General features: G+C 47.3%; 23 protein-coding genes and 1 other annotated feature. Of the genes, 3 read left to right on the top strand and 20 right to left on the bottom strand.

Features of this window, described 5'->3' with window-relative positions; all coding sequences use genetic code 11:
• Positions 1 to 128: 128 nt before the first annotated feature.
• Together AAA939_RS02525 and AAA939_RS02520 are read right to left on the bottom strand one after the other, a co-directional pair.
• Positions 129 to 986, bottom strand: coding sequence for an NAD(P)-dependent oxidoreductase (locus AAA939_RS02525; protein ID WP_338208770.1), 858 nt, complete (start codon positions 984 to 986; stop codon positions 129 to 131).
• Between the two features lie 37 nt (positions 987 to 1,023).
• Positions 1,024 to 1,770: a TerC family protein gene (locus tag AAA939_RS02520; protein WP_338208768.1), complete on the bottom strand. Its 747-nt coding sequence runs from the start codon at positions 1,768 to 1,770 to the stop codon at positions 1,024 to 1,026.
• A 130-nt stretch (positions 1,771 to 1,900) separates the two neighbouring features.
• Here AAA939_RS02520 and AAA939_RS02515 point away from each other — a divergent pair, with 130 nt between their 5' ends.
• Complete coding sequence (locus AAA939_RS02515; RefSeq protein WP_338208766.1) at positions 1,901 to 2,263, top strand: hypothetical protein; 363 nt, start codon at positions 1,901 to 1,903, stop codon at positions 2,261 to 2,263.
• 83 nt (positions 2,264 to 2,346) lie between these two features.
• On the opposite strand, the gene AAA939_RS02510 is transcribed toward AAA939_RS02515, so the two are convergent.
• From AAA939_RS02510 to AAA939_RS02440, 15 genes are all read right to left on the bottom strand, one after another.
• Positions 2,347 to 2,919, bottom strand: a complete 573-nt coding sequence (locus tag AAA939_RS02510; protein WP_338208765.1) for a sugar O-acetyltransferase — start codon at positions 2,917 to 2,919, stop codon at positions 2,347 to 2,349.
• A gap of 62 nt (positions 2,920 to 2,981) precedes the next feature.
• On the bottom strand, positions 2,982 to 4,052 hold the full coding sequence (hisC, locus tag AAA939_RS02505) for a histidinol-phosphate transaminase (protein ID WP_338208763.1): 1,071 nt from the start codon (positions 4,050 to 4,052) through the stop codon (positions 2,982 to 2,984).
• A gap of 12 nt (positions 4,053 to 4,064) precedes the next feature.
• Positions 4,065 to 4,385 carry a phosphoribosyl-ATP diphosphatase gene (gene hisE / locus AAA939_RS02500; RefSeq protein ID WP_057707891.1) on the bottom strand — a complete coding sequence of 107 codons (321 nt, stop codon included), beginning with the start codon at positions 4,383 to 4,385 and terminating at the stop codon, positions 4,065 to 4,067.
• A gap of 16 nt (positions 4,386 to 4,401) precedes the next feature.
• A complete protein-coding gene (hisI, locus tag AAA939_RS02495) occupies positions 4,402 to 4,713 on the bottom strand; it encodes a phosphoribosyl-AMP cyclohydrolase (protein ID WP_338208762.1) in 312 nt (103 codons plus the stop codon).
• On the bottom strand, positions 4,710 to 5,468 hold the full coding sequence (gene hisF / locus AAA939_RS02490) for an imidazole glycerol phosphate synthase subunit HisF (protein ID WP_338208761.1): 759 nt from the start codon (positions 5,466 to 5,468) through the stop codon (positions 4,710 to 4,712). Before hisF ends, hisI begins: the two co-directional genes overlap by 4 nt.
• Positions 5,465 to 6,181, bottom strand: a complete 717-nt coding sequence (gene hisA / locus AAA939_RS02485; RefSeq protein ID WP_338208759.1) for a 1-(5-phosphoribosyl)-5-[(5-phosphoribosylamino)methylideneamino]imidazole-4-carboxamide isomerase — start codon at positions 6,179 to 6,181, stop codon at positions 5,465 to 5,467. The genes hisF and hisA overlap by 4 nt, the downstream gene beginning before the upstream one ends.
• Positions 6,162 to 6,788, bottom strand: coding sequence for an imidazole glycerol phosphate synthase subunit HisH (gene hisH, locus AAA939_RS02480; protein WP_338208757.1), 627 nt, complete (start codon positions 6,786 to 6,788; stop codon positions 6,162 to 6,164). Before hisH ends, hisA begins: the two co-directional genes overlap by 20 nt.
• Positions 6,789 to 7,373 (bottom strand): imidazoleglycerol-phosphate dehydratase HisB, encoded by a 585-nt coding sequence (hisB, locus tag AAA939_RS02475; protein WP_338208755.1) that lies wholly within the window; start codon positions 7,371 to 7,373, stop codon positions 6,789 to 6,791.
• Positions 7,374 to 7,394: 21 nt separating this feature from the next.
• Positions 7,395 to 8,681 carry a histidinol dehydrogenase gene (gene hisD / locus AAA939_RS02470; RefSeq protein ID WP_338208754.1) on the bottom strand — a complete coding sequence of 429 codons (1,287 nt, stop codon included), beginning with the start codon at positions 8,679 to 8,681 and terminating at the stop codon, positions 7,395 to 7,397.
• The gene (gene hisG, locus AAA939_RS02465) at positions 8,678 to 9,334 is read right to left on the bottom strand and encodes an ATP phosphoribosyltransferase (protein ID WP_338208752.1); all 657 of its coding nucleotides are present in this window, start codon (positions 9,332 to 9,334) and stop codon (positions 8,678 to 8,680) included. Before hisG ends, hisD begins: the two co-directional genes overlap by 4 nt.
• Positions 9,324 to 10,475: an ATP phosphoribosyltransferase regulatory subunit gene (locus AAA939_RS02460; RefSeq protein WP_338208750.1), complete on the bottom strand. Its 1,152-nt coding sequence runs from the start codon at positions 10,473 to 10,475 to the stop codon at positions 9,324 to 9,326. Before AAA939_RS02460 ends, hisG begins: the two co-directional genes overlap by 11 nt.
• Before the next feature lie 58 nt (positions 10,476 to 10,533).
• Positions 10,534 to 10,766: a binding site (T-box leader), on the bottom strand.
• 59 nt (positions 10,767 to 10,825) lie between these two features.
• Positions 10,826 to 11,662: a histidinol-phosphatase HisJ gene (hisJ, locus tag AAA939_RS02455; protein ID WP_338208749.1), complete on the bottom strand. Its 837-nt coding sequence runs from the start codon at positions 11,660 to 11,662 to the stop codon at positions 10,826 to 10,828.
• Positions 11,663 to 11,874: 212 nt separating this feature from the next.
• A complete protein-coding gene (locus AAA939_RS02450; RefSeq protein WP_338208748.1) occupies positions 11,875 to 12,765 on the bottom strand; it encodes a polysaccharide deacetylase family protein in 891 nt (296 codons plus the stop codon).
• Positions 12,746 to 13,057, bottom strand: a complete 312-nt coding sequence (locus AAA939_RS02445) for a hypothetical protein (RefSeq protein ID WP_338208747.1) — start codon at positions 13,055 to 13,057, stop codon at positions 12,746 to 12,748. Before AAA939_RS02445 ends, AAA939_RS02450 begins: the two co-directional genes overlap by 20 nt.
• Entirely contained in the window at positions 13,057 to 14,280 is a 1,224-nt protein-coding gene (locus tag AAA939_RS02440) for a glycosyltransferase family 2 protein (protein ID WP_338208745.1), read from the bottom strand. The genes AAA939_RS02445 and AAA939_RS02440 overlap by 1 nt, the downstream gene beginning before the upstream one ends.
• A gap of 322 nt (positions 14,281 to 14,602) precedes the next feature.
• Here AAA939_RS02440 and AAA939_RS02435 point away from each other — a divergent pair, with 322 nt between their 5' ends.
• Together AAA939_RS02435 and AAA939_RS02430 are read left to right on the top strand one after the other, a co-directional pair.
• Positions 14,603 to 15,763: a VanZ family protein gene (locus AAA939_RS02435; protein ID WP_338208743.1), complete on the top strand. Its 1,161-nt coding sequence runs from the start codon at positions 14,603 to 14,605 to the stop codon at positions 15,761 to 15,763.
• A 97-nt stretch (positions 15,764 to 15,860) separates the two neighbouring features.
• The gene (locus tag AAA939_RS02430; protein ID WP_338208741.1) at positions 15,861 to 16,769 is read left to right on the top strand and encodes a magnesium transporter CorA family protein; all 909 of its coding nucleotides are present in this window, start codon (positions 15,861 to 15,863) and stop codon (positions 16,767 to 16,769) included.
• A gap of 374 nt (positions 16,770 to 17,143) precedes the next feature.
• On the opposite strand, the gene AAA939_RS02425 is transcribed toward AAA939_RS02430, so the two are convergent.
• The 3 genes from AAA939_RS02425 to AAA939_RS02415 all read right to left on the bottom strand — a co-directional run bounded on the left by AAA939_RS02425 (position 17,144) and on the right by AAA939_RS02415 (position 21,041).
• On the bottom strand, positions 17,144 to 18,172 hold the full coding sequence (locus tag AAA939_RS02425) for an aldose epimerase family protein (RefSeq protein ID WP_338208739.1): 1,029 nt from the start codon (positions 18,170 to 18,172) through the stop codon (positions 17,144 to 17,146).
• Between the two features lie 95 nt (positions 18,173 to 18,267).
• Positions 18,268 to 18,891: a hypothetical protein gene (locus tag AAA939_RS02420; RefSeq protein WP_338208737.1), complete on the bottom strand. Its 624-nt coding sequence runs from the start codon at positions 18,889 to 18,891 to the stop codon at positions 18,268 to 18,270.
• Between the two features lie 20 nt (positions 18,892 to 18,911).
• Positions 18,912 to 21,041: a hydantoinase/oxoprolinase family protein gene (locus tag AAA939_RS02415; RefSeq protein ID WP_338208736.1), complete on the bottom strand. Its 2,130-nt coding sequence runs from the start codon at positions 21,039 to 21,041 to the stop codon at positions 18,912 to 18,914.
• Positions 21,042 to 21,050 lie beyond the last annotated feature (9 nt).

Raw genomic sequence — 21,050 nt, 5'->3', positions numbered from 1 at the left:
TTAGGCCACGGACGGTCCGGAACAGCTGTCATTTAAAGAGTGTTCCGGGCGAGAGGCTAGACCGCTCCTCAGGCTAGCCTCGGTCCCACGACCGCATGTTATCAGCGACAACCGGATTGAATATATGGTTAATAAATATTAATCAGACCCTGAGTGCCTTGGTCTCCCAGGCCCTTAACGTCGACCATGACTTCGTAAAGGCGTTTTGCTTGGGCCGTTGCGACTAAATCCAAGCCCATGGCATCCGCCTCGCTCAACGCGATTCTTAAATCTTTCAAGAAGTGGCGCGCAAAGAACCCCGGGGTATAGTCATCCTTCAAGATGCGGGGCACGTAATTTTCCATACTCCAGTTATCAGCACCACCACTAGATAAGGTTGCTAACACCTTCTGTGGGTCCAAACCAGCAGCCTTTGTGTAAAGTAACATTTCGGTTAACCCCGTCATCGTACCGGCAATCATAATTTGGTTGGCCATCTTAGCGTGTTGCCCCGTGCCAGCGGCCCCAAAATGATTGACCTTGTGCCCGATAACGTTAAACAACGGCAACATGGCTTGGTAAGTTGCCGTGTCCCCACCGACCATGATCGTTAGCGTGGCGTTCTTGGCGCCAATGTCACCACCCGATACCGGTGCATCCATCGCGTGCATGTCGTGTGCCGTGGCGTAAGCGGCAATCTTTGCCGCCAACTTAGGCTGACTCGTTGTCATGTCGACGACCGTCTTGCCTTTTGCTAAACCGGCAAAAATCCCCGTTTCACCAAAGTAGACTTCTTCGACGTCTTTCGGAAAACCAACCATTGTAAAGACCACGTCACTTTGTTGCGCAACTTCGGCTGGCGAAGCGGCCCAAACCGCCCCTTGTGCCACTAAGTTGTCGGTCTTACGCTTGGTTCGGTTATAAACCACCAACTGATGGCCCGCAGCCATCAAATTTTGAACCATTGCGGCGCCCATGACGCCGGTCCCAATCCAACCAATTTTCATCTTTAACGTCCCTTTCTAAACCACCATTCACGCATTTTTAACTGACTTGCCGCCGCCGCCAAACGTGCACGCCCATCGTCACAACAAATGCCACTAATACAATGCCGCCAAACGCACTGGCAGGAATTTCAATTCCAATGGCCGGAATCGACAGGAATAATTTAATCGCAATGATGACGATTAAACAATACGCCATCGTTTCCAGCTCCGGAATCTTGCGCATTAGTCGCATAATGACCTCGGCAATGCCCCGCATGCAGGCAATCCCAATCATCCCACCAATGAGGACAATGACCGGGTTATCCGAAATAGCGAGCGATGCTAACACCGAATCAATTGAAAAAATAATGTCCATCATTTCAATTTGTAATACCACCGACCAAAAACGACTAAGTCCTAAGAAGCGGCGCTGCCGACGCTGCTTTTTAGGCCGTGTCTCCCCCGGCTTGGGTTGTGTAAAGAAACGATAAACTAAATATAAAAGATACCCGGCGCCTAGAACTTTGATTTCCCAAAAACCAATTAGGTAGGTCCCAATGCCAATAATCAAAAAACGAAACAGATACGCGCCCCATAAACCATAGAATAATGATTTTTCACGTTCTTGCAAATTATCTAGACTCTGTGTTTGCGCTGCTAACACGACGGCATTATCAACCGATAGTAGGCACTCAATCACAGCCAACGACAGGATAATTAACCAATCCTTGGCCGACGTAATCACGCTGCCCCAATTAGCAACACTAAAGAAGGGTTCGTATAATTGTTCCAGTAAATGTAACACGCAACAACCTCTTTCTGTTTGTAATAATTACTCTCTTCTAGTATACCTGTTATATTGTGACCTGAAATAATCAAACGAGACTTTATGTAAATAATAGTCTACGAATTAAATTTAAACGAGGTGGTACTTCATGGAAATTGGTCCGTTATCTGAATGGGTTGGTGCGTTAGCAGAATTTATTGCGGTGGCCGTTGCACTATTTTTACCCTACTACACCGCACGTAAAACCCGCCGGCAACGGTTACGCCGCTACCAACACATCGTCGATCAATCTTTAAAGCTTGCGGCAGCCAACCAGCTAACCGAAGACTTTCGTGATTTTCAATCATTCGTCAAAATCACGCTTCAACTAGATATGGATGATACGGCCGTCGAAATTTTAGAGGTCGGTCAGTCCCTAGTTATCACGGTCAACGGGGCGACGACCCTCGATACGGCTCAATTAAAAACCGTTGATGAGCTTCAACAACAATTAAGGGCGATTAAAATATAGCCAATCCCAGTACACATTAAACGGTGGTTGAGGAATGAATCAGCTCCATTTCTTAACCACCGTTTTAGTTTGATTTGATTAAATTAATCCTGTTTATTCGCTTCTACTAGCGTCTTAATCACCTTTGCTGGCACACCCGCAACCAACATGTTAGCGGGAACGTCGTGTGTCACCACTGCACCGGCAGCCACCACCACGTTGTCGCCAATCGTGACCCCGGGCGTAATCGTGACTTTACCACCAATCCAAACATCATTGCCAATTGTCACTGGGCTGCCCTTTGCCAGCGACGCTCGCCGTCCCCGTGCCGTTAAAGGATGGTTCACCGTATAAATATCGACGTTAGGACCAATCATAACATTGTCGCCAATCGTGACCGGCGCAATATCCAAAACAGTCAGATTATAATTACTCAAGAAATTATCACCCACGTGAATATTGCGCCCGTTATCACAGTTGAAATTGGCCTGAACCGAAACGTTTTGGCCACACGATCCCAAAATCTCCTTGATTTTTTGGCTTTGGGCTTCAGGATCACTGGGGGCAATCGTGTTAAATTCCTGACACAACTTTGCGGCCCGCGCTTTTTGTGCGACTACCTCAGCCGCCTTAAAGTTATACCAGTCACCAGCTTCTAATTTATCTAATTCTGACATATAGCGTCCTCCTAACTATTTATACTTTTAGCATAACAGTTAGTGTCCACTCTAAGTCAAGCCTAACGTTTAAATTCCGTCATCAACCGACGCAGTTCAGCGTTATCTTCCGCCGTTCCAATCGTCAACCGTAGCCACCCGGGACGTAATTTTGTCCGTAATAGATACCCATTTTGGCGTAAATATTCAGCTAACGCTTCAGCTTGCGGGTCCGCAAAGAAAATAAAGTTTGCGGCCGACTCGTCAAACTGGTAACCGTTAGCCTCGAAATAGGCCTGCCACCGCTTGCGTTCGACCGCGTTTTTGGCGACGGTTTCCTTCACAAAGTCTTGGTCAGCTAAAGCGGCAACCGCCGCCACCTGCGTCAACGAATTCACATTATAGGGCAACCGCACCGCCTGCATCGTCGGGGCGTACTTAGGCGCAAACACCGCGTACCCGATTCGAAAGTTCGCCAGCCCGTACGCTTTAGAAAAAGTCCGCATCACAACGACGTTTTCGTACTTGGCCGGTAACTGCATCGCCGTCGTTTCCGCCGCATCCGGCACAAAGTCCAAGTAAGCTTCGTCAATTAACACCATGGTCGTTGCGGGCACTTGGCGAATAAACGCCTCGATTGCTGACAAGGGCTCCACCGTTCCGGTCGGATTATTCGGGTTGCAAAGCCAGACCATTTTAACGGCCGGGGTCAGTGCACTCGCTAACCCAGCAAAATCAACGTGGTCATTCGCAAGCGTCGGGACCGTTACGAGCTCGGCCCCTTCAATGGCCGCGTGCAGCCCGTATTCTGAAAATGTTGGCCCCGAAACGAGGACTTGGTCGCCCGGTTCCAAAAATGTCCGTGACACCATCACGATCATTTCATCTAGCCCAACACTGAAAACGAGCTGGTCCGGGGCTACCTTTTCCTGTTTCACAACGGCATCCCGGAGCACCCGTGCCTCTGCATCCGGATAACGATTGGCTTGGTTAAAAGCCCAACTTTTAACCGCTTGCTCAACGGCCGGTGACGTCCCGTACGGATTTTCATTAGCCGAGAGCCGGACTAACTTTTTTACGCCTAACTCCCGCTGCAATTCAGCGAGCGGCTTTTCCGGGACGTAAGGTTGTAACTGTCGAATGCTTGCTTTCATACGCGCATCCCCCTATAAGTTTTTGATTTCTGGACGATCCTTGTAGTCACTCATCTTACCTTCACGCTTAGCCAATTCAGCTTTAATTTGGTCAAAGCTGACGCCGCGTTCAACTAGTAACACTAAGACGTGATAAAATAGGTCCGCCGTTTCGTAGACCAGCTCATCATCCCCGGGATTTTTGGCCGCCACGACGACTTCGGTCGATTCTTCACCCACCTTTTTCAAAATTTTATCCAAACCCTTAGTAAATAAGTAATCGGTGTACGATCCCGCCTTAGGGTTTTGTTTACGTTCAGCAATCATTTGATAAAGTTCTTCCATATTTTGCATATTTAAGTCCCACTTTCTATTTAATTGTATTAAAAAAGCAACTGCGGTGGCCCGTGTGACAGGCCGGTCCGTGCGGATGAACCGCAATTAACAAGGTGTCCTGGTCACAATCTAACTGAATGCTGACGACATCTTGCAAATTACCGCTCGTCGCACCCTTGTGCCATAACTCCTGTCGCGACCTAGACCAGAACCACGTCTGACCCGACGCCAACGTCCGCCGGTAACTTTCCGCGTTCATCCACGCCACCATTAGAACGTCCTTAGTTTCTGCATCAGTGACGACGGTCGTCACTAAGCCGGCACCCTTCTCAAAGTCTGGTTTCATCGTACGACCACCCCTTGTTCTTTCAACGTCTGTTTAACGTCACCAATCGTCAGTTCACCATAGTGGAATACGGAAGCAGCGAGGGCCCCGTCAACCGGCGTATTCTTGAAAACAGAGACGAAATCTGCGACCTGACCAGCCCCACCGGAAGCAATCACAGGGACGGGAACGGCCGCACTGATTAGCCGATATAACCGTTCGTCGAACCCCGCCTTAGTGCCATCCCGGTCCATACTGGTGACGAGCAATTCGCCGGCACCTAAGGCCACCGCGCGTTTTGCCCAGTCGATTGCGTCGAGATCCGTTACTTGCCGACCGCCATGCGTGTACACCCGGTACATTTGACTAGTGGCATCCCACGCCGTATCAATGGCGACGACGATGCACTGGTTGCCAAATTTGCGAGCCCCCGCTCGAATCAGTTCTGGGTTAGCCACGGCCGCCGAGTTAATCGCCGTTTTATCCGCGCCAGCGCGTAGCATCCGTTGCATATCCGCAACACTACTAATACCACCGCCAATCGTCAGGGGCATGAAAACTTGTGCCGAGACCTTTTCAACCATGGTCGCCATCGTTTGGCGGTGTTCGTTCGTCGCCGCAATGTCTAAAAAGACTAACTCATCCGCGCCCTGTTGCTGATAAGCACTAGCAATGGCGACGGGAGCACCCACATCGGTCAAATTCACGAAGTTGACCCCTTTTTTGACGCGGCCATCAGCAACGTCTAAACAGGGAATAATGCGCTTTGCAATCATCCGTCCACCTCCGCTAACGCTGGCAACGTCACCTTACCGGCGGCCAGCGCCTTGCCGATAATCACATCCTGAAACCCACTTGCTTGTAGCAACTGGACGTCACTCAGATTCCGGACGCCCCCACTCGCAATCAGATTAGCTTTGGGACACTTTTCCTTTAGCTGTAAGTACAGCCCAATATTAGGCCCTCGAAGCGTGCCGTCACGTTCAACGTCCGTCACGATAAAGTGCCGGGCGCCCGCTTGGACCATGGCCCGCATGAGTTGACTCATTTTGGTTTGGGACTGTTCGAGCCACCCGTTAATGGCGACGTAGCCATCCTGACCGTCAATTCCAATGACAATCCGTTCCGGACCATACTCAGCCAAGAGCCGTTTCACTAACGCCGGCTGGGTTAACGCCACTGAGCCCAAGATCAACCGGTCAATGCCAAGTGTTAAGTAACGTTGCGCAAGCTCAAAACTCCGAATCCCACCGCCAAGTTCCATCAGACCCGTAAAGGCCTTCCGAATGGCCGCAATCGTCGCGTAGTTTTGGGGCTGGCCATCCTTAGCACCGTCTAAATCAACCACGTGTAATTGCTCGATCCCCGCCGCGTTAACGGCACGCGCCTGCGCAACGGGGTCAGCGTTGACGACCGTGGTCTGATCAAAGTCGCCCTGATAAAGGCGTACACTCTGACCGACTTTTAAATCAATTGCTGGAAAAATCATTCGCACTCACCATTTCCTTAAAAGCGGCTAACTGCGCTAAGCCCACCCGGCCGCTTTTTTCCGGGTGAAACTGCATCCCAATGACGTTACCTGCCTGTACGATACTCGGGACCGTTACCCCGTGTTCAACGGTCGCCACGATTTCATCTTCCGGACACACCGCGTAATACGAATGAACAAAGTAGGTAAACGCCGCATCGATACTCGCAAAGGGGCTAGTGGCTTGTCGGAGCACGTTTTGATTCCAGCCCATTTGAGGCACCTTCACTTCGGGACTCGCCGGCAGCGCGGCAACGTGACCTTGTAGTAGCCCTAACCCGGCGTGTTCACCATACTCACTGCTACTTTCAAATAGCAGCTGCATGCCTAAACAGATGCCGAGCAACGGTTTGCCTTGCCGCCCGAGTTGTTGTAGCACGTCCACTAACTTCCGGGAACGTAAGGCGTCCATGGCGGCGGCGAAAGCCCCGACCCCTGGTAGAATTACGGCGTCCGCACTCGCTAAAGTTTGCGGATCAGCCGTCAAGCACGTTGGAACATTTAAATACGTAAACGCTTTTTGTAAATTGCGTGTATTCCCGGTGTCATAATCCACAATCGCAAACATTTAAATCACGCCCTTAGTTGAGTTCACGCCAATAATGTCGGGATTAATCGTAACGGCATCCCGCATTGCCCGACCAAACGCTTTAAATAAACTTTCAACTTTGTGGTGGGTGTTGCGCCCGTATAAGATTCGGGCGTGCAAGTTCATCTCAGCCGCAAAGGCACACGCCTGAAAAAAGTCTTCCACCGTTTCGGTATCCAAGCCGCCCAAGCGGGGATTCGTCAGTTCGGCGTCAAAAACCAAGTATGACCGACCGCTTAAATCAACACTCACTTGGCCTAACGTTTCATCCATGGGGACAAATTCAGTGCCGTAGCGTTCAATGCCAGCTTTATCGCCGAGCGCTTTTTTAAAACATTCGCCCAGCACAATGCCCGTGTCCTCAGTCGTGTGGTGTGGATCTACGTCCAAGTCGCCGTGACACTTGACGATCAACCCAAAGCGCCCGTGCTTGGCAAAGAGGTTCAGCATGTGATTCAAAAAGCCAATCCCCGTATCAATTTCAATACCGCTTTGTTCATCCAAGTTCAAACTAATTTCAATTTGAGTCTCTTTAGTGACCCGTTTAATCGTTGCTTGTCGCATATCGGTTCCTCCCTTAAAAAACTAGTCGTAATAAGTATCGAAGCGGGATTCAATGGCCCGCGCGTGGCCTTCCAATCCTTCGACCCGCGCCAGCGTCGTAATCGCGGACGCTTCCCGGGCTAACGCATCCTTGGTGTACTGAATAAAGGACGTCCGCTTAACGAAGTCGTAGACCCCGAGTGGTGAAGAAAACCGCGCCGTCCCACTCGTTGGCAAAATGTGGTTTGGTCCCGCAACGTAATCGCCCAAGGGTTCTGAAGCGTATTTGCCTAAAAACACGGAACCCGCATTGCGAATTAAGTTCAGGTACTGAGTTGGGTCACGTAACTGGATCTCCAAGTGTTCTGGTGCCACCGTGTTCATTAAGTCAAACATGTCTTCGACCCGACTAACCACCGCAATGAACCCTTTTTCATCAACCGCCTGCGTGGCGATTTCAGTTCTGGGGAGGACTTTTAGTTGTGACGTCACGTTGTCACTGACCGCCTGCGCCAACTTTTGACTATCGGTAATTAAGATTGGCCGGGCCCGCCGATCGTGTTCCGCCTGACTCAATAAATCGGCCGCGAGTTGCCGGGGATCCGCACTGTCATCCGCGATAATCCCAATTTCAGAGGGTCCGGCCACCATATCGATGGCTACTTGCCCAAAGACTTGCTTCTTGGCGGTTGCCACGTAGATGTTCCCCGGACCAATGATCTTATCGACCGCTGGAATGGATTCCGTCCCGTACGCTAACGCCGCGATGGCTTGAGCGCCCCCAACTTGATAAATCGCATCGACACCCGCCAGCTTGGCGGCGGCCAAGACTGCCGGATTAATCCCGTCTTTTTGGGGTGGCGTGACCATGATCACCTGGTCAACACCCGCAATCTTGGCTGGTAACGCACTCATCAAAAGTGTGGACGGGTAAGCCGCAGTCCCACCCGGAACATATAGTCCGACCCGCTTAAGGGGCAACAGTTTTTGCCCCCGTAATACGCCCGGTTGCTCCGCATCAATGAACCCCGTCGCCTTTTCCTTTTCGTGAAAGCTCGTAATGTTGCGCTTCGCAAGTTGTAAAGCTGCTTTGACGTCCGGCGCTAAGTTCGCATATGCGTCATCGATAACGGCGGCGTCCAGTTTAAATTGCTTTGGCGCCACCCCATCGAACTTGGCCTCGTATTGCCGAAGCGCCGCGTCCCCGTTTTGAATCACATCGGTGATGATGTCACGAACCGTTGCTTCCACTTTTAAATCGGTCAGCTGCTGGGTCTTGGTTTGAACTAGTTTTTTTAAATTGCTCAGATTTTCATTAATAATTTTCATTTTGAAAACTCCTTTGATGGCTGCGTAATGACGGCCGCTAATCGGTCAACCAGGTCATAAATGGCTTGTTGATGTTGTTTTAATGCTAAGCGGTTCACAACTAGCCGGGTCGAAACCGGCTGTAGATAATCGTAAATTTGAAGTTGGTTTTCTCGTAGCGTCGTACCCGTTTCCGTAATGTCCACGATGGCATCCGCTAACCCGGTCAACGGCGCAAGCTCGACTGAACCCTCAATCTTGATGATTTCAACGTCTTGGCCCAACTGGTCGAAGTAGCGTTGGGTAATGCGGGGATACTTGGTACCGATGATTTTGCGCTGCGGTGCCCGGGGGTCAAAATCACTCGTGGATGCGAGAACAAATTGACAAACCCCAACGCCTAAATCTAACAATTCGTATTGGGTACTCTGCCGCTCCGTTAAAATATCGCTACCGACGATGCCAATATCGGCTGCCCCCCGTTCAAGGAAGGTCGTCACGTCCGGGCCCTTCGCCAAAATAAACTCGTACGGTTGGGTTTCTGAATCGAAAATCAAACGCCGCTGTTTATTGCGTACCAGGGAACAATCCACCCCCGCCGTTTCTAACAACGGTAAAACTTGCTGTTCAACGCGCCCCTTAGTCAGGGCAATTTTAATTCGCTCACTCATCATCAACGCCTCCCGTTAAATCAATCAACTGTGCCCCTAACCGTTGTGCTTCAGCCCGCGCACCAGCTAAGTCAGACGCTAAACTCAACGTCGCGTTAGCTTGTTTTGCTAAGTAGGCTTCCGCTTCGGACCACTGACTCGTGTTGAAATAAATCAGTTTCTGGGGACCTAATACCGGGGGCTGAGCAGCTAACGTGGTAAGTAAGTCCACGTTGATGCCCATGCCAACGGCCGGTTCGGATTCGGCCTGAAAATTAGCTAGCAGCTGATCGTAACGTCCGCCACTGAATAAGTAACCCGCGCCTGCCTGCGAATAGCCCCGAAACGTCAAGCCGGTGTAATACTTCTGCGGCGCCTGACTACTCAGATCCAGCGACACGGGCTGGTCAGGCATCGTGGTTTTCATCCACGTCACTACTCGCTGTAACCGTTGTAAGCTCGGTTGAACGTTTTCTGGCAGTGGTGCCGCAGCTAATTGCGCTAAAACTTGGTCCGGCCGGCCAAACAAGCGTGGCCAACCTTGTAGAAATGGGTAAATGGCTTGATCCTGATAAGCCGCAATCAAAGCTTGATACTGTGGCACCCGCTTATTGAACAGGGCGTTTAAAATGGCCGCTTGGGTTTGACCGTCGCTCGTTAAGCTGGCTACCACGCGTTGTGCAAACTGCGCGTCACCCAGCTCAATTTCAACGTCATCCGCAATTAATTTCTGACTAAGTTGTTGGGCAATCGTCAAACATTCAAATTCAGCCTTGATCGTGTCGTACCCGATTAGTTCCACTCCGGCTTGCGTGACCTGGTTGTAAGACCCTGAAAGTTGGCGGCTGACCCGGAAGATATCGCCGACATAACTAAACTTGCAAGGTAACGAAACGTTCGTTGCACTGATAAAGCGCGCGATTGGTAATGTTAAGTCCGGACGTAGGACTAAGGTCTGCCCCGCATCGCCAAGCAAGCGGTAGAGTTGGTAATTACCTTTTTGGTAAGGGTCAAAGACCGCTTCATTTTCTAGTAACGGTGTCGCAATTGGCGCCAGCCCCCGCTGCTTAAAATGGGCTTGAATCACCGTGATCAGTTGTTGCTTACGCTGTGCCCACTGCCCAAATTCGTCGCGAGTTCCTAATGGTAATAAGTGTTGTAACATGCTAACGCCTCCTTAAATTGCGCTGTTGAATCAAAAAACGCCCCTTTAGCAAATTTGCTAAAAGGACGTTTACACGTGGTTCCACCTTAATTCGTCATCAGCTCACACTGATAACCTCATGTTGACCGAAGTCAACTTGGATAACGAATCCAATTCGGCTGGAGCTAATGAGACTGGTTCACCCCAGCAGTTCATAGATGTGATTCGTTAATCATGTCTGTTCGGTTCGCAGCTACCCGAGCTCTCTGGATTGAGGGATGATTAATTACTTTTTCTAATCACGACTGTTTTATTAAAATTTGATTAGTTATTTAATTTAAAACTCATTCTAATGACTAATATGGCATCTGTCAACCATTAATTAATTTTTTTATCAGATGGTAACCGCGACCGACACTATCGATGTCATGCGCATCGGACCCGTAAACCAGCGGAATACCTAACTTTTGCGCCCGTACCAAGATTTGATTTCCCGGGTAAAAATCATTACATTCTGGTTTATACAAACCAGCAAGGTTCAAATCTAATTCCCGGCCCTGCTGCTTGATTCGGGCTAACGCCTGATCGACCAGGGCTAAATTAGTCGTGTCTAACGGTGCAGTCAGCCCAAAGTAGTCCTGATATTTCCGGACCAAGCTCATATGCCCAATTCGTTGCGGCGTATACGGTCCGAAGTCCGCTTGTACTGAACTTAATACCGTCCGGTAATACTGCTTAAAGAGCCGTTGTGGGTCCTCAAACCACTGTGAAAAACCGGCTTGAAAGTCCGCTGTCGATAAATCGATACACCAAAAGTGACCTTGGGCACCCCGCATAAAGTGCACCGATAAAATGTTTTCTTGCGTTTGAGCCCCGTATTGCGCTAAAAACTGCTTCGTCCACGCTTCGTAGCCCGGTAAAAAGTCAACTTCAAACCCAATTGAAATGTCGATTTGATTGGCATACTTAGCTTGCAAACCACGTGCTAAGTCTAAGTATTCGTCGACTTGGTCTACCCGTAAAGAAGCTTCGGTATACCCCACCGGATCACCGGCCAATTCCGTTTGAAACTCTGGCGGCAACGGTGCGTGTTCGGTTATACAATAGCGTTGAAATCCCATCCGAATCGCCCGTTGAACCATCTTTTCAGTTGATTCACCACTACCGTGAGGACATAGTTCCGTATGGGTGTGTCCGTCTACTAGCATCTTCTCATCTCCTTTTAATATTTTAATCATATTCAAACATAGTTTAACCGCTAATACAAGTCGTACCATCAGCGCCTGTGACGCTAGACCGCACTTTGATACTGGTTCTGCTTGACGGAGCGCTAAATTTAAACTTTCCCCATGAAACCTTAGAACAAAAAAGCTAGCCTTACAGTAAATGACTTACTGAAGACTAGCTTAAAATTGATTCTTTATTTACTCAGCCAAGTTCGGATACTTGGCCAACTTTCATGGTTAATAATCATCCGTGGTAACTGGTTCATACTAGTTTGGTCCGTGACGATCCCCACGTTTAACGTGGCAATCCCAGACGTCAGGCCTTGACGACTTAGGAACCGGTTGATGCGATCAGGACCACTACCATACGGATATGCAAACATGTCGGCGTTAACGCCCATGTGTTGCTTCATTTCACGCTTACTCGTGGCAAAATCTTGCGTAAAGCGGTGGTATTCCTTCGGTTGATCAAAAATTGGATTGAACTTTTTCGTTAAGTAGTGCATATCATGGGTGTGCAACCCTAATGTCATCAAGTCACCGGCCTGCTTTTTGGCCCCTCTAATCTGTGACCAAGTGGCTAATTGGGTTCCTTCACGGTAGCGTCCGGTATTCCCCGTAATAATGAATACCGTAAATGGCAAGTGGTACTTTTTCATCGTTGGCAACGCGTTGTCGATCATCGTTCGGTCAATATCATCAAAAGTTAGGACTACGTACTTCCCTTTAATCGGTTTGTGGCTAGCCTTCATGCGCGCCATTTCCGCACTAGAAATCACTTTAACGTGGTGCTTGTGTAAGTACGTCATTTGACTTGCAAACTGGTCAGCCGGCACGTCAAAATCATGTAATTGTGAATTACTGGATAACACCCGGGAAATATCAACTCCCGGCGTATTTTTTAAGATCCGATGATAACAGAACACAATAATCCCGTTTTTATTTTTCGCGTCGTCAGCTGGTAACGCATAGTTGGTATCTTTTTCACGGTTAAATTCAAAATTCTTTTGCACCGTGAAGCCCATACCAACAACGATTAAAATAGCGACGGCCCAAATTAATAGTTTACGCCTGCTTCTTTTCACTGTTTGTCCGCCCCCGTAATTTTCTTAAGCGCATTGCTGCGTATAGGCCAACCACCAGTGAAACTAGCGCGATAATGCCAATCACAATGCCATATAACTTATAATCAAGGTTTAATAACAAATAAAAACTAACTAACGAGTCGCTATAAATGTGCAGGATAAAACTAATGTTTACCACAATCACAAATGCCACGAACAACCATAGTGCAATTAAAATCAAGCTTCTACCAATGGTCCGCGGACGACTCGTTTTCTTACGAATAATATAATGTCTTCTTTGTCCTGGTTGCATTACTTCAACCCCCGATCAGGACTTGTCCAAGTACCAATCCGGTCCGGATCCAAGATAAATGAAATGATGGCTGCAATACAGCTAATCAAATTGATCATCCAGTAGTACAAAATATAGATTGGCACTAATAAGAAATCACGCCACTGTAGATAAGCCGCAGCTTGTGACGCCCGGAAACCAATCGCAAATTGTGTAAAACTAATAATCAATAGAATCAGTAAAATGTCCCCATCCAGTTGAACCGTGTGGACAAAAGCTAAGTTTAAGACCCATGAAACCAAACTTAACGCGGTACAAATTGCCCACACGTTACTGATAACTGTTTCTGATAACAGGGCCCGTTTACTGAGTGATCCGTGCATGAGAATATCCCAATTCCCAGCTAACACTTCTAGACCACCCCGTGACCAGCGTTGCCGTTGACGGATAAGGTTCCGAATAGATTCGGGCACAAGAATCCAGCAAATCGCGCGCGGTTCATAGCGCACTTGCCAACCATGCCGATACATCCGCCAAGTAATGTCGATGTCTTCAGTCATGACGGCTGCGTTCCAGCCTCCCACTGATTCCAACGCTTCACGCCGAAAAGCCACGATTACACCCGAAACCGTCGTAATTCGCCCAGCCAAAAAGGCCTGCGCTTTTTTAATAATATCAATCACACCGATATACTCCAGCAATTGGAGCCGTCCTAAGATGGTCGTTCGGTTACGAACAACCGGCTTCCCCGCAACGGCGCCAATGTGCGGATTACTGTTGAGCGTTTTGACTAACTCCGTCAACGACTGGTAATCCAAAATGGAATCCGAATCGATTCCTAAGATATACTCACCCGTTGCAACCTTTAGTCCCTGGTTAAGCGCGTTCGCTTTCCCTTGATTGACCTCAATTGGCACAATCTTAATCGTGATTTTATCTTGATAAGCTTTTTGTAACTCGTACATCATCGCAAGCGTCTGGTCGTCACTCTTATCATCAATTAAAATCACTTCAAAATGATGATAGTGTAACGCAGCAATTGAAGCGACCGCTCCCTTCAGCGTGTCCTCTTCATTATGTGCTGGTACCAAAATGGAAACGAGCGGCGACGTTGCCACCGTTAGTTTCTCCCGCTGCTCAGAGCGTTGTAAGCGTCCAAAATAAAGACACCCAATGATCCAAATCGCTGCTACTAAAATTGGATACCCAATCACAAAGTCGTTCATGACGTTTATAACCCACATGTATAAAAAACTCCTTTAATCCATTAACCCCGTTGTGTCCAAAGAAACGAAACGCAATTCTGAAATATTAAACAAATTATTTTAACACGATAAACTTAGTTAACCGGTTGAACGACATAAATCATTAATTTAACGTCATAATCGTTGCGATTAAAATTCCATTGGGGCGTTTTGTGTCCCACCACGTTCTCTAAGCTTTCCCTAATTTATTAATATCAATCACAAAAACAGCCGTACTAATGATATGCTCAAATTAATCACGTGACAACATTTCCATAATTTTCAAAACTAAGTTATCCTCATTATTTTAAAGGAAGTCATTATGCACGAACTCATCTTAAAACTTTATCAGCTCGCACTTTCCAGCCATATCGTCAGCACACTGCTTGAACCCGTTCACATCGTGATCCTACTCTTACCGGTAGCCACACTTGCATTAGCAATTATTATTTTGACGGGTCAGTTGCGGCTAAGAACGACGTTAACGACCCGGAATCTCATCAGCACCTATTCTTTTATCTGGTACATCGCCGTCGCCTACCTGCTGATTATCTTGCCGTTGCCGACCCGTTCTTCGGTCGCCGCGCTAACCACGGCATCGTATAATCTGCACCCGTTCTACTTTCTTGAGCAGCTGAAGTTACTGACACCATTTCAACTGCACGACACTAGTACTTGGGTTAGCGCCTTTACTTCGTCCACTTTCTTTCAACCATTTTTTAATATCTTGCTCTTTATGCCAATCGGGGCTTATTTGAAATGGCGCCACCACTGGTCATTAGGTCTGATTACTTTGATCAGTTTTACGCTATCGCTCTTTTTTGAAACGACCCAATTGACCGGGCTGTACGGCTACTATTCCCGTGCCTACCGGATGTTTGACGTAGATGACCTGCTCATGAACACTTTGGGTGGCATCGTTGGTGCCGTCGGGCTTGTTTTCATTCCACAGCGGTGGCGCAATCAGGATCATTCGCCGGTGCTGAACTGGCAAAATCACCCCATCAACTGGCGCCGAATCGGGGCACTTTTAGTTGACTGGCTATTAATTGCCGGTTTCGACGGCGTCTACTTTGTCCTAGTGAAACACTACGGCTGGCAGCTCCCACATGATTTTCGCTGGCTATACATTGCCAATATCTTAGTCTTTTTCATTTTGCCCGCACTCCTTACCGGGAAAACCATTGGGGGACGATTGTTTAATAGTCGGATTCAATCCCAAGCTGGGCACCGCGCCAACTTCTTTCAAATTCTCATTCATTACGGGGGGCTCTACTTCGTTGGGCTGCCACTGTTATTCTTGGACTTGTGGCTCTTTAATCGCCTTGGCAACGTTCCTACGCCGTCCCTGACCCGGTTAGACATTTACCTGGTCATTGTTTCACTATTACTCTTAATAATCAGTTACGACTTATTGCTAGCGCTGTTTAATCGTCAACACCGATTGTGGTGTGAACAACTCAGTCACACACTTATTATCTAGGACACCTGGTCTGACGGCGATTACAAAAATCTACCTTTACGTTAGCCGGTCACTCGTGTTAAATTGAGAGTAAATCAAACTTCTGGAAGTTAAAACTATGATAAAAGTACAAGAATTAAGCGACGATTTTCGGTGGGTCGCGGTTAATAACTATACTGATAACGACTATCGTCAACTAATCAACGATGAGCACGTCACCGATGAAATGCTAGGCTATGCCACCGACCAACACGAACGTGGTCGGCTAGAATATGATTCTAAAAGTGCCATTACGACAATTATTTTCGACGTTGTCACCAATAATGAAGATGAGGGGACTTATACGGCTCAAGTCAGCTTCATGCTGATTGACCACACCCTCCTCTCCTTTACGACTGCAAATACTAGTTTTGTCGAAGACATGATTGCGGATGAGATTGATGCCGATTGGGAACACGTCTTGCATCCGTTCGACTACATCTTCGAAGTCCTCTACAAACTGTCACGGCAATACTTTTCTGCCATTAATCAAATCAATAAAGAGCGCCAAAATATTCAAACTAAAATGAAAAAGCAGATCCAACGATCCGTTATTTTACAGTTGATGGATTTGGAAACGACGCTGGTTTACTTTTTAACTTCCCTAAAAAGTAATAACGACTTATTGCAATCGCTCAAGCGGTTCGCACCCGTTAAATTTTCAACTTCGCAAAAAGAACGGCTCGATGACATCATCGTCGAAGCCCAACAAGGGTTGGAAATGGCTAACATCGCGTCAGACATTATCGGGCGGGTTTCCAACGCCTATTCCAACATTTTGGATAATAGTTTGAACAATACTATGTGGTTATTGACCATTTTCTCAATCGTCCTGACCATGCCGAACATCGTCTTTGGCTTCTTCGGGCAAAACGTTGATCTCCCGTTTATGAAAAATCCGTTTGGTTGGGAAATCACCGTGGTCATTGCAATTGGGCTATGTGTTTTGACCATCTGGTTACTGCGCCGCAATTCGTTTCGTAAATGAATCTCGATAACACTAAAAGGCCTTGCTACCAACAATTCGTTGATAACAAGGCCTTTTGTATTTAAGCAGTTAAAAAATCTAAAATTACGATCAACACCATAATAGTGGCGATGGTTATTCCTAAATTGGCCGCTTCGTCGGACAGCCTTGGTGTGCTATGGAGGGACGGTCCCAGCCACGGTGCGGTCTGTGCCCTCGATTCAGAGCCGACAACCCACGTCTCTGAATTGCCCCGCAAGATTGGCAACCTGCCAATCTTGCCGACACAGCACACCAAGGCTGTCCGACTACGCTCAAAATAGATTTACTATTATGATTACTGTAGAATCATCGGTGGCAATCAGAATAGCTAACAAGTAGCCAATCCGTATCAATTAATTGAACGGCTGATATTGGAAAACAATCCGGTCCGTTCGTGGTTGTCCCGGACGCAAGACGATGTCACCAAGCCCAGCATGGTTGATGGCATCCGGAAGGGTCTGTGCTTCAACCGCGACCGCGTTATAGTCACCCCGCTGCTCCGCTGCGCTATCGAACGGATTGGCAGTAAAAATTACTAAGCCGTTCCGGTTTGAAAACACTTTGACTTGGTGACTGCCGTTTGCATCCCCCAAGATGGCAATGGGTTGCCGCTCATCCGGCCGGACAACAAACGTCTCATCAATTTCCTTTTTAGCTGTCGTATTGACGACGTCGTCTACGGCCACTTTCAACAACCGTGGCCGGTTAAAATCAAAGGCAGTTCCCCTAACGGCAACCATTTCACCCGTGGGGACCTTTTGTGCGTCACAGACTAACCGTTGTTGACTATTAACTTGAAGTGATTGCTGAGCCAACGTGCGGCGATCAGTTGTCGTATTCCAGTAAACATGACTAGTTGGATTAAATAGCGTGGGCGCATCAGTCTCCCCTGTAAATTGAATCGTGACCCGATTATGGTTATCCAAGCTGAACTTAATTGTGACATCCAAATTACCGGGATACTGGTCGGTCGTACTCAAGATATGCTTGGACAAGGTCACACTCACCATCTCATTTTCTTGCTCAAGTTTTCCGTCAAAATTAAGGGTGTTAAACCCGTGTGACCCACCATGAATAGAGAAACCCGTGCGATTCATATCGACGTGATAAGTTTTCTGATCAATTTTGAATTTTGCACCACTAAGTCGTCCCGCAACGCGCCCAATTGACTGTCCTACACAATAACCTACGCGCTGATAATCGGCAATTGAATCTAGTCCCCAAATCAACGGTACTTTTCGCCCTTTTTCATAAACGTTAAATGCCTGCCAAACCCCGCCATAGCTTAGAACTGAAATTTCAGTTTTCAAGTCATTCGTTAACGTGTATTGTGTCACTGGCTCACCAGCAATGGCTTCCACAACCCTTTGCTCCGTCTTCAATCTTCATCACTCCTTAAATGTCCTAATGATTTTTCAAAAAAAGAAACCAATCACGTCATCGGCAACTGGTTTCTAAATTTACTTGATTACTTATTTTAATTCTCGCCCACTTCATCTTGGTAAGCCGTATATGCTTGCGTTAACCAATCTGCTGGCAGCTCTTTTGTCGTAACCAAGTACTTATAGTCATACAAATTAGGTAGAAAAGGTAACTTGAGAAAAGTTTTTGCAAACGCATTGGCCGCAATTTCACTTGTCCGTAAGATTGTCCCGTAGCGTTGCCAACCAAATACTTTCGTTAATTTTACCTTGGCAAGCTGTTCATTAACGGGCGTGGCCTTTTCCATTTCCCAATAGTGAAAAAACTCATGTGCTAAGTGAATCTTCAACGCTTGATCATAAGATAAACCACCCGAACGCGCCAAATTTTCAATCGATTCTTTGTAATAAGTCACTTTTGCTGTATGGTCAGGCCCCTCTTCGAACTGTGCCCGTAGTTTAGTTTTAAAGAGCTGACCGGACTTTTCGACCTTAACAATTTTAATATTCGCCTGCTCATACAAACGAGTAATTGATGCGGTCGATACTTGTGAGGCAGCTTTCTGACCAATTTCCAGTGCCTGGGTAATATAACTTCCACGTGCTTCAGGGGGAATCTTATTAAAAAGCAAATCCTGTTTAAGCTCTAAATATCCCAAAAATTCATCTGAATATGCCATTAGTTCCTCCTAAAGTTAAGCTATTTATAGGCAACGGCGATGAGGTGATCATCGTCCTTTACCATTTCCAACTCTACATCAACAATTGACATTAATTGCTCAATCGTCTGCATCCCCGTTAAGTCTAGCATCTTTTCTTTATAGAATAAGAAGACTTTTGGGATGGTCGCATTTGCGTCCGAGTACGTCGTGTGGTCATCAATAAATGGGACCAGTGCATCATCGACTTCATTCTTCTTACAGTGCAACGTAAACGTGTTCTTCTGTTTAAAACGAATCACGCCTTCACGGTCAATGACACAGCTATCGGTCTTTTTACGTTTAAAGAACAACATTCCACTAACAGTCGTTGCGTTTAGCAGTTTCCAACGTCCTGTTTCACTATCTAAACCAACACTATTGATATCAGCGCCCAGTGCATTAGCTGCTAATTCGCGGTACTGTTGTTCATCCAAAGCCGTTTCACTGAAGTTCTTTTGCCGCAGTTCAGTTGCACCAGTTGCTACCGCCCGTACAACGTTATGTTGTGCATCAATTTCAATGTTTACATCAACGGTATCTTCATTGGCACCAGATTGGGTAATCTTTTCGATAACATCCGCCCGAATTTGCTTAATATCTTGGTCGGTTGGGTTAGTCAACGACCGTTCAATTTGTTCACGCACCATTGCTAATGCGACCCCAATCGTCGAGATGTACGGCGCATTTTTTGCAATTTTGAACTTATTCTTAAACGCTTCTGCTAATGGCGGCGTCACAATCGATGCACTTCCCCCGCCACCAATAAAGGTCACCATGTGAGGGTCAAGATCGTAATCCGCAATCAAATCTTGAATAGTTGGTGATAACTTCGCAATGGCCCGATCAACAACTTGACGAGCTGCTTCCTTGCCCGTGATTCCTAAATGTTGACCTAATGCTTCCCACGCAATCGCATTACTTTCATCGATACCATGTGCGTAATCTTCATCCGGTACATAGCCTAATAAATTAGCCGCACCAGCAAGGGTGTACGAATATACGCCCTCATCCGTTTTAACAACGGCGTATTCCGCCGGGTCACTTGGACGTGGTGAAACGTATTCCACCGTCGGATGACTGAACTTATCAGCCGGTGTAAAGCATTCATAGTCTAAGTTCGCAATGTGCGCACTTCGCGGCCCAACGTCCACAATTTTACCATCCGTAATTCGAACCATACTACCACCTGCGACACCTAGCGTCCGCACGTCTAGTGAACGCAGATAAGTCTTATGTCCACCGACCTGTGCGTATTTGATCATGACTTTCCCATTTTTTATAACGGAAATGTCCACACTGGTCCCACCAACTTCGAAGAAGATCCCGTCACTCACCTTTTCGTACATCAGTGCACCGGCAACCCCCGCTGCTAGTCCTGAAAGCATCGTCAAGATTGGCCGTTTACGAACTTCATTGATACTCATGACACCGCCATCACAACGCATAATCATCAAGTTACTTTTAATGTTTGTGTCAACGACCGCCTGTTCCGTCATGTTGGCAGTTTGCATCATCTTAGGGATCAACGAGGCGTTGATAACCGCCGTCCTTGTCCGCATTTTCAGTCCGTATAATTCTGAGATTTCATGCCCACCAGTGGCATACAAGCCCTTTTTTTGTGCAACATCGATTACCGCTAATTCATTAGTTGGGTCATCGACACTGTACGCTTCACTCGCCACCATAACTTCACAATTGTCTTTCTTTAAATCATCAATCGTGTCCGAAACAAGTTGTTCAGTCAACTTGCCAGAATCAAGGAACCGACTCTCCGTTTTGAGAAACTTTTTAGGTGCTAATTCAATTGGTGGCACTTTGGTTTCTTTTTGGGCACCTTTACCATCTAATCCAGTTCCCATACCGATAATTCCTACACTCGCAACGTCCCCTTCCAACAATGCGTTGGTAGCTTGGGTCGTCCCATGAGCAATAAAAACAACGTCTTCAGGTGCAATATGCCCTTTTTCTAGAAGCTCCTTAATAATTCGGACAATCCCAACGGCAACCCCTTCTTCATGTGTCGTCGGAATTTTAATTTTGTTAACGATTTCATAAGTCTCATCATCAATGGCAACGGCATCTGTAAACGTCCCACCAACATCAATTCCAATTCTAACTTTTCTACCCATCAAGATCAC

Origin of the sequence: Lactiplantibacillus paraxiangfangensis, from assembly GCF_036246185.1 — a bacterium.
Taxonomy (GTDB): Bacteria; Bacillota; Bacilli; order Lactobacillales; family Lactobacillaceae; genus Lactiplantibacillus; species Lactiplantibacillus paraxiangfangensis.
Note: the sequence above shows the minus strand (reverse complement) of the source record. Positions and strands in the feature narration are given on the sequence as shown.